The sequence below is a fragment of the Wolbachia endosymbiont of Drosophila tristis genome (assembly GCF_028981745.1).
Lineage (GTDB): Bacteria > Pseudomonadota > Alphaproteobacteria > Rickettsiales > Anaplasmataceae > Wolbachia > Wolbachia pipientis.
Map to the genome: position 1 here is coordinate 61,659 of NZ_JAPQLN010000111.1, position 15,469 is coordinate 77,127.

Sequence of the window (15,469 nt, forward strand, 5' to 3'; positions counted from 1 at the left end):
TTAATGCTAAAACTACTTCTAGTGGTACTACATCACTTCATGTTGCAGCTAAAGGTGGCTCCTTGGAAGTTGTAAAATCTTTATTAAAACATGGTGCAATTTATAACATCAAGAATAAAGAAGGTAAAGCACCACTTGATCTTTCTCGAGACCAGAATATTACTAACCTATTGAAATTAGTAGAAGAGCTATTTGAAAATGCAAAAAATGGTAATGTTGAAATTATCAGTAAGCTGAGAGCAATAAAACCCGATGAGCGCGTAGCTGTAACAAATGCTCGTGATGATCAAGGCAAGTCATTAGTCCAGGTTGCAGTAATCAATAAACACTCAAACCTTGCAAGTAGATTATTAGAAATATTAAAAAGTCCAGATCAGAGTTTACAAGATGTCAGCGTAGAAAATCGAGTAAAGAGTTTGAAGTTATAGCTCTCTTAAATGAAACTCTAATGAGGGTGCCAAGATCTAGATCATTTAGAAAATTATAGTGGGCTTTACATCTTATTAATTATAAATTAACTTACTATCTAATCAATCCCTAAGCCATGTATGAGTAACATTTTGATAATATTAGCAGCAGGAAAGAGCAGTAGAATGAATTCTGAATATTCAAAAGCGTTGCACCAAGTGGGAAATCTTACTCTTTTAGAGCATATAATTTCTAATGCAAAATCGCTGAGTCTAAAAAGCTTATCAATTGTTGTTAACAACTCCCTTCTAAAAGATTTAGAAAAGTTTGATACCCTAAAAAGTATAATCGATCAATACAATATAAAACTAATAATTCAAGAAGATATTACAGGTACTGGCACTGCAGTTAAAATTGCTCTAGAAAATCTGGAGGAGTTATCTGATCAAGACATAGTTTTAATACAGTATGGAGACACTCCCTTTATATCTAGTGATACAGTTATGAAAATGACTGATTGTTTAAAGTATAATAATTTAGTTCTTCTTGGATTCAATAGTCAAGATGAACAATATGGAAGATTAGTAATTGATAATTACGGCAATGTTCAAAAAATCCTAAAAAATGGAGATAAAATGCTTCTTGCAAACTCTGGAATAATAGTTTCATATGCTAAAGATCTTTTTACCTTAGTAAAAGAAATAAAATTTAATAATTCGACCAATGAATATTGTCTTAATGATATAGTACCCATTGCAGCAAACAATAACTTGAGTGTAGGTTATGTAGTTTCTGATGAAAGAGAAGCAATGGGAGTAAATAATAAAGAGGATTTGATTAAAGCCGAACACTATTTTCAAAAAAAAAGGCGGCCAACTTTTCTTTCATAACTACATTTTCTTATTCATTAATTTAAGTTGACATTTGTTTTATACTGGTTTTATAATACCTTTTGATTCTTACTTGTAAGATAATTGGTACGACAAATTTTCCTAGTTGTAGTGAGAGGGTATACATGGGGATATTAATAACAGGTGCTGCAGGTTTGATAGGGTCAACCTTGGTGAAAAAGTTAGAAAACCAGGGCCATGAAGTAATAAGCTGTGATATTAGGTTTCACAACAATCCACTCAGTTTTTTTTCAGAAGATATAGTACCACTACTTGCTAAGTGTACAGGAATTATTCATCTGGCTGCAATTTCTCGAGTTATACATGGTGAACTTTATCCTGAACTGTGTAGAAAAATTAATGTTGATGGTACAATGCAGTTTTTAGGGTTATGTAAGTCACTTTCAAATAAACCATGGTTTATATATGCAAGTAGTAGGGAAGTCTATGGAGAGCAGAAGGAACTGCCAGTTACAGAATCTGCTAGTATCGATCCAATAAATAATTATGCAAAAGGTAAAGCATTTATTGAGGAACAAATAACAAGTTCAAAAGATTTTAATGTAGCAATATTACGCTTTTCAAATGTATACGGTGGTTTACTAGATCATAACAGTAGAGTAATTCCTGCACTCTGTATTAATGCATTAAGAGGTGATCCAATTAAAATAGAAGGTAAAGAATGTGTTTTTGATTTTACCTATTTGGATGATGTTATAGAGGGTATATGCTTAACTGTTAAATATTTACAAAGCGAAAAATCTTCTCTTCCTGCTATTCATCTTACTACTAATAGCCCATGTACTTTAGAAAACTTAGCAAAAACAATATTAAAAGTCACGAAAAGTGATTCTAGAATTGATTTTTATCCTCCAAGAAATTTTGATGTAACTAAGTTCCATGGTGATTTTACTAGAGCTAAAGAGCTACTTGGTTGGTCTCCAAAACATTCATTAGAAGTAGGATTAAGTAAATTTATAAAAAGTCTACAAAACAATACACAACAATATCCTAACAATATAGATATGGTAATATATGAAAATATTAAAAGTTATTCATGGTTACCCTCCTTATTATAGTGCTGGTTCAGAGGTTTATAGCCAAACTCTTGCTCATGAACTAGCAAATAACAATGAGGTACAAGTATTTACTAGGTATGAAAATAGCTTTTTACCTGATTTTTATTACACTACAGTCCTAGATCGTAGTGATTCCAGAATCTTACTGCATTTAATTAATATACCCATAGCTAAATATCGTTACAAATTTATCAATGAAGAAGTAGATATACAATTTAAAAGAGTAATAGATAACTTTCAGCCAGATCTTATACATTTTGGTCATCTTAATCATCTATCAATTACTTTACCAGAAATTGCTTTTAAAGAAAATATACCTACAATTTTTACGCTACATGACTTTTGGTTAATGTGTCCAAGAGGAAGGTTTATTCAACGCAATTCTGAAGATTTGTTACGGCTTTGTGATGGACAAAAGGATCAAAAATGTGCAACCCAATGTTACAAAGGATATTTTACAGGAGATAAAGAATTCCTGAATTTAGACATAAATTATTGGGAACAATGGGTTGCAACTAGAATGAAGCACACAAGGAAAATAATAGACTATATAGATTACTTTATTTCCCCATCGAAATTCTTGATGGACAAATTTACTCAGGATTTTAATGTTCCGATAAACAAAATTTCTTATCTTGATTATGGTTTTGATCTCAATCGTCTTAAGAATAGAAATAGAGCACAAGAAAAAGAGTTTATTTTCGGTTATATTGGTACTCATACTCCCGAAAAAGGTATTGATCTATTATTGAAAGCTTTTTCTCACTTATCATCTAAAGTAAAACTTAGAATTTGGGGAGCAGCAAGAGAAGAAACTAAAGCCTTAAAAGCGATTGCCAATCAGTTTTCACCTGTTGTTAAAGAAAGAATAGAGTGGATGGGAAGTTATGATAATAAGAATATAGTTACTGACGTATTTAATAAAGTTGATGCAATAGTCGTTCCTTCAATTTGGGGTGAAAATTCACCGTTAGTAATACATGAAGCACAGCAACTTAGAATACCAGTTATAACAGCCGATTATGGTGGCATGGCAGAATATGTAAGAGATGGACTATTGTTTAAGCACAGAGATGCAAGTAGTTTATCAGAAAAAATGCAAGTCCTATCTACAAATCAGGAGTTATACAATAAACTTACCCAAAAAGGCTATCCTTATACTAAAAATGGAAATATACCTTCTATAAGTGAGCATACTGAAAAACTTAACAAGATTTACCGTAATGCTATTGAAAAGAAAGGCAAATCAGTAGCTGTTAAACCCGGTCCTTGGAGAATTACTTTTGATACTAATCCAGATTACTGTAATTTTGCTTGTATAATGTGCGAATGTTTTTCACCATACAGCAAAGTTAAAGAAGAAAAGAAATCTAAAGGAATAAAACCTAAGATACTGTCGATAGAAACTATCAGAAAAGTAATTAAGGAAGCAGCTGGCACACCTTTAAGGGAAATCATTCCTTCTACTATGGGTGAGCCTTTAATGTATAAAAGCTTTGATGAAATAATCAATTTGTGCCATGAGTTCAGCCTTAAGCTTAACCTCACAACCAATGGTTCTTTTCCTATTAAAGGAGCTAGAAAATGGGCTGAACTATTGGTACCAATTTTATCTGATGTTAAGATTTCCTGGAATGGGGCAACTAAAGAAACTCATGAAAGAATCATGAAAGGTTCAAAATGGGAAGTAGTGACAGAAAATTTAAAAACTTTCCTTGAAGTTAGAGATAAATACTTTAGCGATACAGGTGAAAGGTGTACCGTTACTTTACAATTAACATTTTTGGAAAGTAATTTACATGAACTCTATGACATAGTTAAGATGGCCATAAAAAACGGCATAGATAGAGTTAAAGGACATCATCTTTGGGCACATTTTGAGGAAATTAAGGATCTATCTATGAGAAGAGATGAGTTAGCAATTAGTAGATGGAATACAGAGGTGAGAAGGTTATATGAGCTTAGAGATAATATGCTATTACCAAATGGTAAAAAGATAAAATTAGAAAATTTTACAATTCTTTCTCAAGAAGGTATTAAGGATTTGGCTCCAGGTGGTCAATGCCCATTTTTAGGTAAAGAAGCATGGATAAACAATGAAGGAAAGTTTAGTCCTTGCTGTGCCCCAGATGAACTCCGTAAGACATTAGGAAATTTTGGTAATGTTAATGAGGTTAAACTCGAGGAAATATGGCAGAGTAGTGAGTACCTAAGCTTACAAAAGAATTATTTAAATTACAAATTATGCAAAACATGCAACATGAGAAAACCTTTGATCAATTAATCAAAGATAATCTTAGATCTATTAAAATTTCACCGTGTGAGAGGTTTCACGAGTTGCTAGGAAATCCTTTGTATGAAAATAGGTTTATAAAGGTTGGTAAATTTCATGAGCCCGGTCTTGCACCGGTTTATGATCAGACAGGCGCTTATCATATCAATGTGAGAGGAGAAGCAGTTTATCATCATAGATTTCTAAAAACTTTTGGATTCTACTTTAATAGAGCGGCCGTAGAAGATGATACAGGGTGTTACCATATTGATTCATCTGGATGTAGAGTATACAAACAGTCGTATCAATGGATTGGAAATTATCAGGAAGATGCTTGTGTAGTTAGAAGACATGATAAATGTTTTCATATTAATTTAAATGGCAACAGGATTTATCAAGAGGAATATGATTATGTTGGAGATTTTAAGGATGGTATCGCTGTAGTCTATAAGGATGGCAAAGCTACACATATTAATCATCATGGAAAGTTAGTACATAATAAATGGTATAAAAAACTTAATGTTTTTCATAAAGGGTATTCTATTGCAGAAGATCAACATGGTTGGTTTCATATAGATATTAATGGTGATCCTGTTTACCAGCAGAGATTTAAAATGGTAGAAGCATTCTATAATGGGATGGCAAAAGTTGAAACTTTTGAAGGTGTGTTAGGACAAATCGATATTACCGGAAATGTAAAGTTTAATATTTTTGATTTAGGTAAAGAATCTCAAGTGCATAGGATTTCTGCAGAACTTTCAGCCTTTTGGAAAACGTACCTAACAAACGTTGCTATTGAACTTGATTTGTTAAATATTTTACCTGCAACTATGCCAGTTTTATCTAAAAAGTTAAACATTATCGTACCAAATCTAGAAAGGCTGTTAAGGGCGTTGTGGGAAATAGGGTTTATTGATTACGATAAGGACAAGGACTTATGGCAACTATCATCAAAAGGTAAGTGTTTTAAGGAAATACCATTTTTGCCAAAAGCAGCAACGATGTGGGCAAGAGTTGCCGCTGAAAAGAATTGGTTAAAGATTGCCGATATACTAAAACAGGAGTCAATCTCTTCATTTGAATCTTTTAAGGAAAGAGAAGCATCAGAAGATAAGAAAATAGCGTTTTACCAAGCATTGCTAGGATATTCTAGATTTGATACTAAAGAGTTTAATTCTAGGATTAATATAGATGGTGCTAAGAATATATTGCTATTTGGTGTACACTCTTTATTTCTTGCTTATTCTGATATACACAATAAAGGTTCTATAGGCCTATATAACGAACATAAAGTACCAAGACAGTTAGTAGAAAATTTAAAAGTCAAACTTATAACTCAGGAAGAACTATCAGTTACAAATTATGAATTAGGTGTCTTTTGCCGCTTTTTACAGCACTATGATGATGATAAAGTATTATCTTATTTAAAATTGGTCAAAGGAATATCTCGTATTTTATTGATAGAAACTATTTTAGATTACCGCTCTCCAACTGGAGGCTCTGTAGATATTAATGTAATGGTTGAAACAGGAGGTAAACTAAGAACATTAAGCGATTGGGAAAAAATACTCAAACAAGTAAAAGGATTCAAAATTTCTTCTGTTGTACCTTTAACAGATTACTTATCAGTCATTGATGTCAGGTGTTAATCATATGGAAATACTACAAAAAAATGGTTTTTTTATTATCAAAAATCTGGTTCCTTTAAAGCTAATAACTCAGTCTTTAAGTGATATAACAAATAAGATATCAGAGCTATCCCAAGAACTAAGTGTTTCAACTTCTGACTACTTAAACTGTACCGGTAGATGGGGCACGTCATCTCGAGTAACTAGAATTATCTCTCAAGCATTAGATAAAATTATTAAAAATTACCTTGAAAAGTCACTTCAGTGTCAGATACTGCAGAAAAAATCAAATGTTATATGTAAAACTGCTGATTTAATAGATGCAGTTCCCTTCCATCAAGACATCTCCTATAGTTTCAATGATCCTTACCACTTTTCTGTTTGGTTAGCTTTGAATAATGTAAGTGAAACTTCAGGTGCACTGCAAATTATAGAAAACAGTCATAAATGGGAAATACAGCCTTTAGTTGATTTTTGGTACCCATATTTTTTTGATCAGTACTCAAATAATCGGGAAAATTACAAAATTAAGTCATTACCTATTTCAGCAGGAGATGCAATAGTTTTTGATTCACGGTTATGGCATGGTAGTGATAAGAATACAGATGCTAAAGATAGATTTGCTTATGTAACAAGGTGGATTATAAAAGATCAAGATCTTCCCTATGTGCCAAAACCTCAGCCTTCAGTTTTTGGTATACTCAATTGTGGTGAGTTAACAGAATCTGTACTGAGAGAATGCTTGTCATTGTTTGGCTACCAGGAAAGTGTAAAAGCAAAAAACATGGAAGAACTTATCAAGAGCTGGTTAGCCTTTATTACAGACACAACTACAAATATTTCTGAGATCGACACTACTGAGGCTAAGCGAGATTTATATAAGCTACTTATTCTGAATCGAGCATCAGCACTACATGATGCTGGAGACATCTCAGGAAAAATATACAAAAATTTATGGTTTTCACTACTTGTATTTCTCAATAAAAAAGTCAACGTAGTGGAGCTAGCATTATAAATGAACAGAAGTAGAGTTGATAGCTTCAAATGTGTATTGATGTTCATCTTGAATATAGTATCTAAATTCAAACTTAATGTACTTATAATGTCTTTAGTTGCCCTGGTGGTAGCTGTTGATTTGTCTTTTAGAAAGTATTTAGTAAAAAATATTCTAGATACAGCTGTAAAATATCAGGAAGGTAATGTAATTGAAAATCTTTTATTACCTGTAAGCGCTTATCTTGGCATGGCATTACTTATCACTACTGCTTTTAGATTCTATGGCTATTTTGTTGACATTCGAATGTTTACCTTAATGCGTCAAAAAATAGCTGATATATCTTTTTGTAGGCTACTCCAACAAGACCATTCCTATTATCAGAACAATTTATCTGGAAGCTTAGTACATAAGGTCAGTAGCTTAATGGATAGTGTGATAGAGTTAATAAGATTGCTTATAGATTGTTTTTTCGGTTACAGTATAGCATTAGTCTTAGCTATTTATACCTTATCATTAGTAAACATAAAGTTTGCAATCGCTACATTCACTTGGGTAAGCATTTTTATTTTAGTCTCGATTTTCAGCTTTCGTGTACTTACTGAACTAGCTGATAATTACTCTAAACAAAATTCAAAAGTAATAGCTAGTATAGCAGATAGTATTTTAAATGTTATATCAGTAAGGTTATTTTCTCAGCAAGCACATGAGAGACACAAATTTTTTCAAATATGCAAGAAAAGAACTATTGCAGAGAGAAAATTACAATGGGCATACTTTTGTCTTTGGTTTATATATGGCTATTCATTCGATATACTCCAAGCAGTAAACTTGTATTTTTTAATTCATGATTATCAATTGAACAAGATCGCAATAGGAGATATTGCTCTTGTACTTGGAATTAATATATCGATTATAGAGTTTCTTAACCATCTAACTAGGAATCTTACCCAATTTTCTACTCATTTCGGCAAAGTTTCAGATGCATTGCCAATCTTGACTACTGTACCAGAAATTCAAGATAAGGAAAATGCTAAAGAATTAAATTTATTAAGTGGAAGAATAACGTTTAATAATGTTTCTTTTTCTTATGAAGGCCAGGAGCCATTATTTCAAGATTTTTCAGTTACCATTAATCCTTGCGAAAAGGTAGGTCTAGTTGGTTATTCTGGAGGTGGTAAATCTACTTTTATAAACTTAATCCTAAGGCTATTTGATGTTAAAAAAGGTAATATACAGATTGATAATCAAATAGTATCAGAAGTTACACAGAGTTCTTTGAGGCAACAAATATCTGTAATACCTCAAGACCCATTGTTATTTCATGATACTATTTTAGCAAACATCATATATGGTAGACTTCAATCTACTATCGAAGAAATAATGAGAGCTGCAAAGCTGGCTGGTATTCACGATTTCATTATGACTCTACCAGATCAATATGGAACTACAGTCGGAGAAAAAGGCATCAAGCTATCTGGAGGAGAAAGACAAAGAATAATAATAGCAAGGGCATTTTTAAAAAACGCTCCAATATTATTTCTCGATGAACCAACTAGTCAGTTAGATTCTATAACAGAAAAAACAATTCAAATGAGTTTATTCAAATTGATGAAAAATAAAACTACGATTACTATAGCACACCGTATTTCTACACTTTTACACATGGACCGAATTCTAGTATTTAACAAAGGAAAAATTGTCCAAGATGGTAAACACGCTGAATTAGTTTCTAAGCAAGGTCTTTACAAGGAACTTTGGAATGCTCAAATTGGTTGTTTGAATGGCAAAAAATAAGATGGAAAAAATTATTGATCTGAGAAGTGACACTACAACTCTGCAGAGCTCCAACGTTATACATGCAATAAGTAATGCAACTGTTGGAGATTTTGCTTATGGTGAAGACAAAAGCTGTAATGACTTATCAGAATATTGCAAACAATTATTCAAAGTAGAAGAAGCATTATTTGCAACCAGCGGTATGCTTGCAAATAGATTAGCCATTGCCAGTCAAACAAGTCCTGGTGATGAACTAATAACTCATTATAATTATCACGTTAATTTTTTCGATAGCGCAGGCAATGCAAAAGTAAATAATATCGTATTTAATTGTATTAGAAATAATAGCGGAATCTTAGATGTTGCTGAAGTAGAATATGCTATTAATTCTAAGCCAAGGTACAAAATTTTTGCTCAGGTGAGTCTTGTTTCTATAGAAAATAGTATAAACGGGTTTAATGGTAAAATTTATCCTTTTGAAAAACAAGTCGAGTTATATCACTTTTTAAAAGCTCACAATGTAAATCTTCATTTAGACGGTGCAAGAATATTTAATGCTCATGTCGAAACAAATATTGCTTTAGCAGATTATGCTAAATATGTGGATACAATGAGCTTTTCTTTTACCAAAGGACTTGGAGCTCCTTTTGGTTCAATGCTTATGGGTAAAAGAGAGATAATTGAAAGGGCTAAAAAGCTACAGGTTTGGCTAGGTAGTGGTTATCATCAGATAGGGTATTGTGCTAATGCAGCAAAGTATGTACTACAGAACAATATTTCTAGGCTTAAAGAAGACAATAAACTCGCCAAACTGTTTGCAGACAAGATTAAGGAAATTCCACACATAAAACTGGTACTACCTTATCCAGAAACTAATATAGTAAGCTTTAGTATAAAAGCACTAAATGTAACTAATGAGGTTTTCTTGAGTAAGTGCCAAGCTTATGGTTTATTGCTTTTTCCTTGGCTCGAGTCTCATATAAGAGCAGTTACCCATCTTGGCACAAAGGAAACAGACATCATGAAAGCTGCTGAAATTATAAAGGAGGTTGTGTTAAATTTAATATGAGAGTAAAAATAGATTTCTTTAGCGATTCAAACACTGACCCTTCAGCTAAAATGAGGGAAGCGATGGCTAAAGCAAAAGTTGGAAACGAAGCTGCATGTGAAGATCCAACTGTGAACGAATTAGTGGCAACCGCATGTAAAATATTAGGTAAACCTGCAGGAATCTTTTTGATTTCAGGAACGATGTCCAATGTAATTGCTTATAAAGTACACATTCAAAGACCTGGTGATTACTTGCTGCTTGATGAAACTTCACATCCGCTCATAGTACAATCTGGCTTGATCGCAGCCCAGGCACATGCCACTCCTTTGCCCATCAAAGGTACGAGAGGAATATTTACTGGAGAACAAATTGTTGAGTTTATTACTCGTCCTAGTTTAAGAAATATTCCGAGAGTTGGGCTTGTTTCTATCGAACAAACGACAAATTTTGGTGGTGGAGCTGTGTGGCCTTTAGAATATATTCAAGAGATCTCAAGTCTCTGCAAAGAGAATGACGTATTCACTCATTTAGATGGAGCAAGACTGTTCAACGCTTGTGCTCATACTAAAATATCTCCAAAGGAGTATGCAAGTTATTTTGATTCGGTATTCATTGATTTTAGTAAAGGATTAGGTGCTCCAATGGGCGCAGTATTGCTTGGAAGTGAAGAGTTTATTGAAAAAGCTTGGTACTATAAGTTTCAAATTGGCGGAGGTATGCACCAAGCTGGCATTATTTCAGCTGCATGTTTATATGCTCTACGTAATAATGTAAATTCTTTAGAAGAAGATCATAAAAAAATGCAGCACCTTATAGAAGGCCTAGACTCCATAGATCAAGTTATAATTGATATCGACCTGTATAAAACTAATATAGCGTATTTTTCATTACGTACTAATTGTATATCTACTCAAGAATTAATAAACGTACTAATGACAAATTATGGAATTAGAATGGCTAACATCAAAGGTAAAATCAGAGCTATAACACATAGAGATATAAGCTATGAAGATATTAATACTACTGTATCTGCTATAAGAAAGATACTAAGTAAGTAATTTTCTGCACTAATTGTTTGCAAACTTCTTGTCAAACAATATTATACCAATATAGTATTATGCTAGCATCTGCATAGAGCTATTTGGGAATAGGTGTGAACTTTGTCTTCTTTCAATATTTACTATTCTTCTGTGGATATATGCTGCTTTATTTATCAAGACAAAGTATACCAATTGCTCTACCACTGTTAATAGATACTGACCATGTAAAATTAAGCTATTTTTTTGCCTGCTTTTCTTTTTTTTATGGAGTATCAAAATTTGTTAATGGAATAATCATGGACTCCAAAAATAATCCATTATTTATGTTTGGGCTATGCAATATTGCAACTGGATTATTAACCATTGGTATAACTTTATCATATAATAATCTAACTTTATTACTGTTAACATTAATATTATTAGCTTGGACACAAGGGTTAGGTTGGCCAGCTATTACCAAGTTTATGGTTACAAACTCTAGCATCTCTTCAATTGCATCATCATGGGGAGTTATGAGCGCATCTCAGCAACTTGGTTCTTGTATTACTTTAATTGTATTACCAAGTATAATTAAAATATATGATGCAAAAAGTGCATTTTTGTACTCTGGTTTCTTATGCTTACTTTTTGGAATTTATATAATATTAAAGGCATATTACAAAGAAAGTGCCAACTTTACTACCTATTATAAGGTGCAGAAATCTCAAATAGGTATCAAGGTAACAAGTTCCATATGGTTTCTATGTTGTGCTACTTTTTGTGCTTATATTATAAAAATGGGAATCTTCTTTTGGTTTCCTATAATTTTAAAGAATAAATTACAAATTTCTCTTGTACAATCCTCACTAATAACAGGCGTATATGATTTAGGTGGAATCCTTGGAACTTTAATAACAGGAAGAATTAGTGATATGTACTTCTTTCAAAATAGAAGCTTGCTGGCATCACTTTATATGTTGGGTATAGCACTCACTTTTATTGCAATGAACTTTGGTCAAAACATAATTCTTATGAACCTTGGTGCAATCTTATCAGGATTCTTTATATTTGGAGTGCAAGTACTGACAGGTGTTATAGCTGTAGAAATTGCTCCACAAAATAATGTATGTGCAATTGTAAGCTTAACAGGATTATTTGGGTATATTGCAAGTTCAATATTTTCATGCGTGCTCTTAGGAGTACTTGTTAAGCACTGTGGTAACAGTATTATGTTTTCATTTTTTTCCATTTGCTCTGTTGTTGCACTCGTTTGCTTTTCCATACTATCAAGCAAAGATCTAAAAAAACTAAGTAAAGCGGTGTAAAAAAAATTTCTCAACAGTTAAACTTTGTAGATAGATTTTTTACCCAAGGAATAAACATGGTAACCATATCTTAGTAATAGCTCGCTATCTAATAAATTACGGAAATCAAAAACATTAGGTGCAGCCATAATACTCTTTAAACTTGCAAAATCTTGATTTTTAAATTCTTTCCACTCCGTTAACAATAACAAGGCTTCCGCGTCCCTTGCAGCCCCTATAGCATTGTCCGCGTATTCTATATCCTTTAGAACTTGCCTAGCATTATCCATCCCCATTGGGTCATATGCAGTAATTTTAGCCTTGTTATTCACTAACAATTGTGCAATATCTATAGCTGGGCTATTTCTTACATCATCAGTACCAGACTTAAAAGTTAGCCCCCATATTGCTATTTTTTTATTTTGGACTCCATTTAATACATATTCTACCTTTTTAGCAATGTTTGTTATATGATTATAGTTAGATTCTTTAACTGAATTTAAAATTTGTAGCTTAACATTGTGGTCTTCAGCAAGCCTTAATAAAGCTGACAAATCCTTAGGAAAACATGATCCTCCAAATCCTGGACCAGCTTTGAGAAATTCCTTACCTATTCTATGGTCCATTCCCATACTGTTAGATAAAAGGTCAATGTCTGCTCCTAATAGCTCACATAAACCTGCCATCTCATTGATAAAAGCAACCTTTGTTGCTAGAAAGGCATTAGAAGCATATTTAATCATTTCAGCAGTAACTGTATCAGTGACTATTAACGGAATATTCTTATCTATAAATGATCTATATATAACTTCTAGTTTTGCCCTAGCTAGCTTAGTTTTTACTCCTATTATTATCCTATCTGGGTATAAAAAATCTGATACTGCAGAGCCTTGCTTGAGAAACTCTGGATTAACTCCTAAATCAAAGTTATAGCCCTTATTAGATAAATAATTATGTATATTTTCTGCAGTACCAGGAGGAACAGTTGACTTTATCACTATTAAGCAATCTTGATTAACTCTCTCAGAAACTTCACTTACTGCATTATATACATTCTTTAAATTTGCATTTCCTAGGGAGTCTGATGGAGTATCTACAGTTATAAATACTACTTCTGTATTGGGATTTATTTGAAAATACGAATCGAAAAATCTTATCCTTTGTGACTTTATATTATTCTCTAAATAATCTGCTAATCCAGGTTCATATAGAGGAATTTTCCCTGATTTCAAAAGTTCAATCTTCTCAGTATTTATGTCAATGCAATCAACTTTATGGCCCTGCTCAGATAACATTGTACCAGATACTAATCCTACATACCCTACTCCTATAATAGTTATGTGCATTTTATTATCACCTTAAAAATATAGCTTAGCATCTAAAATAAATACCATTAACAATTATAAACTTTTGTTGTTACATTATTTTTCTTAATTGCCTTACCTTCCGAATAAGCTATAAATAAGGTTGATGGTATTAATATCAAAGTACCATATAAAGCACTTTTATCAGGTAATTCATTAAATATAACGTATGTTACTATTGCAGAAATTATTAGCTCTATGTATCTATACGGTGCAAGTGCAGTAGCATCAGTAAGAGCAAAAGCTTTTAACATGAAGAACAGAATTAGGTTTGAACTTATTCCTAAAATCAGCAGTAATACTAACTCCAACAAGGAAGGCATATGCCAATAAAATAACAAAGGTGGAGTAGAAAAAATAGTTGTCGTTAGAGCTGAATAAAATAACATACTTATTACTGACTCTTTTATTACAAGTTTCTTATTAAGTATGTCTAATATAGCAAAGATTAATGCAGATACAATAGAAATAAGAATTTTAGGATTAAAATCTTCACTATGAGCTTTGGTAGTAATAGCAATACCAACAAAGCCAATAACAGTTACTATCCATCTTTGCCAAATTATATTTTCGTTTAGCAAAGGGATTGCAAGAAGTATAACAAATAATGGTATAGAAAAACTTATAATCGTTGCAGTTACTATGGGGAAAACAGTCAACCCGTAAGTCCATAAGGTCATTCCACAAAACAACAACCCACCCCTGGTTATTTGAGTAGATATTTGACTTGTTTTAAAAGTTTCTATTCCATAGTAAAACATAAAAGGTACAAGGGTAATAGTGGTAAACAGAAAGCGGAAAAAAATTATTTCAAAACTCTGAAGATGTAAACTTAGATATTTTGATATAGTATCATTAGCTACACTACTAAGTAAGCTAAGTATAAACCAGATAACCCCAAACAAATAAGCTCTCAATCTGTAATCCATAAAGCTTCTGATTTAATAGATACGATGTACTCATATAATTTTACTACAAAACTAATAATATAAAAGTTTTCTGATGTACGTCCCCAGAATGTGATCGTAAGGGTTCATTATAAATAATTCGGGAAATTTCGTCTCTTTAGACATATTAAGAGCTATGTAACAAACGTTTATATTTGTGAGTAATAGTAAGGCTCAAGGTAAGGAAAATGCTAGTGAGGTAAAGTAGAATAACGTTGATTTGATAATTTAAGCTCATTCCCTCTTGCTACATCTCTCTTTAAATATCTCCTCTTTTGCAGCAGGTCTATAGAATTATACAGAGTATTTTATCTTCCAATACAGGCAATCTTGACGTTCTTCCATGGCATTTCTTCTGTTCTTGAACTTTTTCCCACTCTGGGCGCACTTTTTCTACAATCTTTTCGAATTCTTCTATTTTCAAACCTGTTACATCTCGAAAATTTCTCGGATGTTCTTTTAGATTATGGTAGTTTAAGCTCATCTTCCCTCTCTATTCTCTTGCTATACCTCCCTATTTTATAACCATTCCCACTCTTTTGCAGCAGGTTTAAAGAAATACTAAAGGCAAAAGATACGCTTGCGTAGTTCGAAAGCTTTCTATAGGATAAGTCTCACCTGATTTACAAATAGAATTGTTATGTTAGATGTTTGCTATTTATTCTTAAGCTCATTTTAACAGCATTTTGCTTTTTTTAGTATGTAGGGGTTTTCTAGGAATTATCCTATTGAAT

13 protein-coding genes are annotated in these 15,469 nt (G+C 32.3%); 10 read left to right on the top strand and 3 right to left on the bottom strand.

The window, feature by feature from the left end; genetic code table 11:
* From OZD64_RS05675 to OZD64_RS05720, 10 genes are all read left to right on the top strand, one after another.
* A partial coding sequence (locus OZD64_RS05675; protein ID WP_274999268.1) for an ankyrin repeat domain-containing protein occupies positions 1-428 on the top strand: 428 nt, incomplete at its 5' end.
* A gap of 120 nt (positions 429-548) precedes the next feature.
* Positions 549-1,298, top strand: a complete 750-nt coding sequence (locus OZD64_RS05680) for an NTP transferase domain-containing protein (protein ID WP_065094352.1) — start codon at positions 549-551, stop codon at positions 1,296-1,298.
* A 125-nt stretch (positions 1,299-1,423) separates the two neighbouring features.
* Positions 1,424-2,377, top strand: coding sequence for an NAD-dependent epimerase/dehydratase family protein (locus OZD64_RS05685; protein WP_065094353.1), 954 nt, complete (start codon positions 1,424-1,426; stop codon positions 2,375-2,377).
* Positions 2,334-4,661: a glycosyltransferase gene (locus OZD64_RS05690; protein WP_274999482.1), complete on the top strand. Its 2,328-nt coding sequence runs from the start codon at positions 2,334-2,336 to the stop codon at positions 4,659-4,661. Before OZD64_RS05685 ends, OZD64_RS05690 begins: the two co-directional genes overlap by 44 nt.
* Positions 4,622-6,298 (top strand): WG repeat-containing protein, encoded by a 1,677-nt coding sequence (locus tag OZD64_RS05695; protein WP_274999484.1) that lies wholly within the window; start codon positions 4,622-4,624, stop codon positions 6,296-6,298. The genes OZD64_RS05690 and OZD64_RS05695 overlap by 40 nt, the downstream gene beginning before the upstream one ends.
* A 4-nt stretch (positions 6,299-6,302) precedes the next feature.
* A complete protein-coding gene (locus OZD64_RS05700; RefSeq protein ID WP_214303434.1) occupies positions 6,303-7,292 on the top strand; it encodes a phytanoyl-CoA dioxygenase family protein in 990 nt (329 codons plus the stop codon).
* A complete protein-coding gene (locus OZD64_RS05705; protein WP_108784045.1) occupies positions 7,293-9,068 on the top strand; it encodes an ABC transporter ATP-binding protein in 1,776 nt (591 codons plus the stop codon). It abuts the gene before it with no gap.
* Position 9,069: 1 nt separating this feature from the next.
* Positions 9,070-10,119, top strand: a complete 1,050-nt coding sequence (locus OZD64_RS05710) for a threonine aldolase family protein (protein WP_006280069.1) — start codon at positions 9,070-9,072, stop codon at positions 10,117-10,119.
* Positions 10,116-11,159, top strand: a complete 1,044-nt coding sequence (locus tag OZD64_RS05715) for a threonine aldolase family protein (RefSeq protein WP_274999485.1) — start codon at positions 10,116-10,118, stop codon at positions 11,157-11,159. Before OZD64_RS05710 ends, OZD64_RS05715 begins: the two co-directional genes overlap by 4 nt.
* 140 nt (positions 11,160-11,299) lie before the next feature.
* Positions 11,300-12,445, top strand: a complete 1,146-nt coding sequence (locus OZD64_RS05720) for an MFS transporter (protein ID WP_010405355.1) — start codon at positions 11,300-11,302, stop codon at positions 12,443-12,445.
* 17 nt (positions 12,446-12,462) lie between these two features.
* Here OZD64_RS05720 and OZD64_RS05725 read toward each other — a convergent pair whose 3' ends face one another.
* From OZD64_RS05725 to OZD64_RS05735, 3 genes are all read right to left on the bottom strand, one after another.
* Positions 12,463-13,770 carry a UDP-glucose dehydrogenase family protein gene (locus OZD64_RS05725; protein ID WP_265017031.1) on the bottom strand — a complete coding sequence of 436 codons (1,308 nt, stop codon included), beginning with the start codon at positions 13,768-13,770 and terminating at the stop codon, positions 12,463-12,465.
* A gap of 47 nt (positions 13,771-13,817) precedes the next feature.
* Positions 13,818-14,717 carry a DMT family transporter gene (locus OZD64_RS05730; RefSeq protein WP_274999487.1) on the bottom strand — a complete coding sequence of 300 codons (900 nt, stop codon included), beginning with the start codon at positions 14,715-14,717 and terminating at the stop codon, positions 13,818-13,820.
* Positions 14,718-15,021: 304 nt separating this feature from the next.
* Positions 15,022-15,219, bottom strand: a complete 198-nt coding sequence (locus OZD64_RS05735; protein ID WP_063630617.1) for a hypothetical protein — start codon at positions 15,217-15,219, stop codon at positions 15,022-15,024.
* Between the last annotated feature and the right edge of the window lie 250 nt (positions 15,220-15,469).

What these genes read in the sequence shown, in the direction of transcription:
- OZD64_RS05715 (WP_274999485.1), top strand. Translation starts at nt 10,116, where the DNA reads ATGAGAGTAAAAATAGATTTCTTTAGCGATTCAAACACTGACCCTTCA.
- OZD64_RS05695 (WP_274999484.1), top strand. Translation starts at nt 4,622, where the DNA reads ATGCAAAACATGCAACATGAGAAAACCTTTGATCAATTAATCAAAGAT.
- OZD64_RS05735 (WP_063630617.1), bottom strand. Translation starts at nt 15,219, where the DNA reads ATGAGCTTAAACTACCATAATCTAAAAGAACATCCGAGAAATTTTCGA.
- OZD64_RS05700 (WP_214303434.1), top strand. Translation starts at nt 6,303, where the DNA reads ATGGAAATACTACAAAAAAATGGTTTTTTTATTATCAAAAATCTGGTT.
- OZD64_RS05685 (WP_065094353.1), top strand. Translation starts at nt 1,424, where the DNA reads ATGGGGATATTAATAACAGGTGCTGCAGGTTTGATAGGGTCAACCTTG.
- OZD64_RS05725 (WP_265017031.1), bottom strand. Translation starts at nt 13,770, where the DNA reads ATGCACATAACTATTATAGGAGTAGGGTATGTAGGATTAGTATCTGGT.
- OZD64_RS05730 (WP_274999487.1), bottom strand. Translation starts at nt 14,717, where the DNA reads ATGGATTACAGATTGAGAGCTTATTTGTTTGGGGTTATCTGGTTTATA.
- OZD64_RS05680 (WP_065094352.1), top strand. Translation starts at nt 549, where the DNA reads ATGAGTAACATTTTGATAATATTAGCAGCAGGAAAGAGCAGTAGAATG.
- OZD64_RS05710 (WP_006280069.1), top strand. Translation starts at nt 9,070, where the DNA reads ATGGAAAAAATTATTGATCTGAGAAGTGACACTACAACTCTGCAGAGC.
- OZD64_RS05720 (WP_010405355.1), top strand. Translation starts at nt 11,300, where the DNA reads ATGCTGCTTTATTTATCAAGACAAAGTATACCAATTGCTCTACCACTG.
- OZD64_RS05690 (WP_274999482.1), top strand. Translation starts at nt 2,334, where the DNA reads ATGAAAATATTAAAAGTTATTCATGGTTACCCTCCTTATTATAGTGCT.
- OZD64_RS05705 (WP_108784045.1), top strand. Translation starts at nt 7,293, where the DNA reads ATGAACAGAAGTAGAGTTGATAGCTTCAAATGTGTATTGATGTTCATC.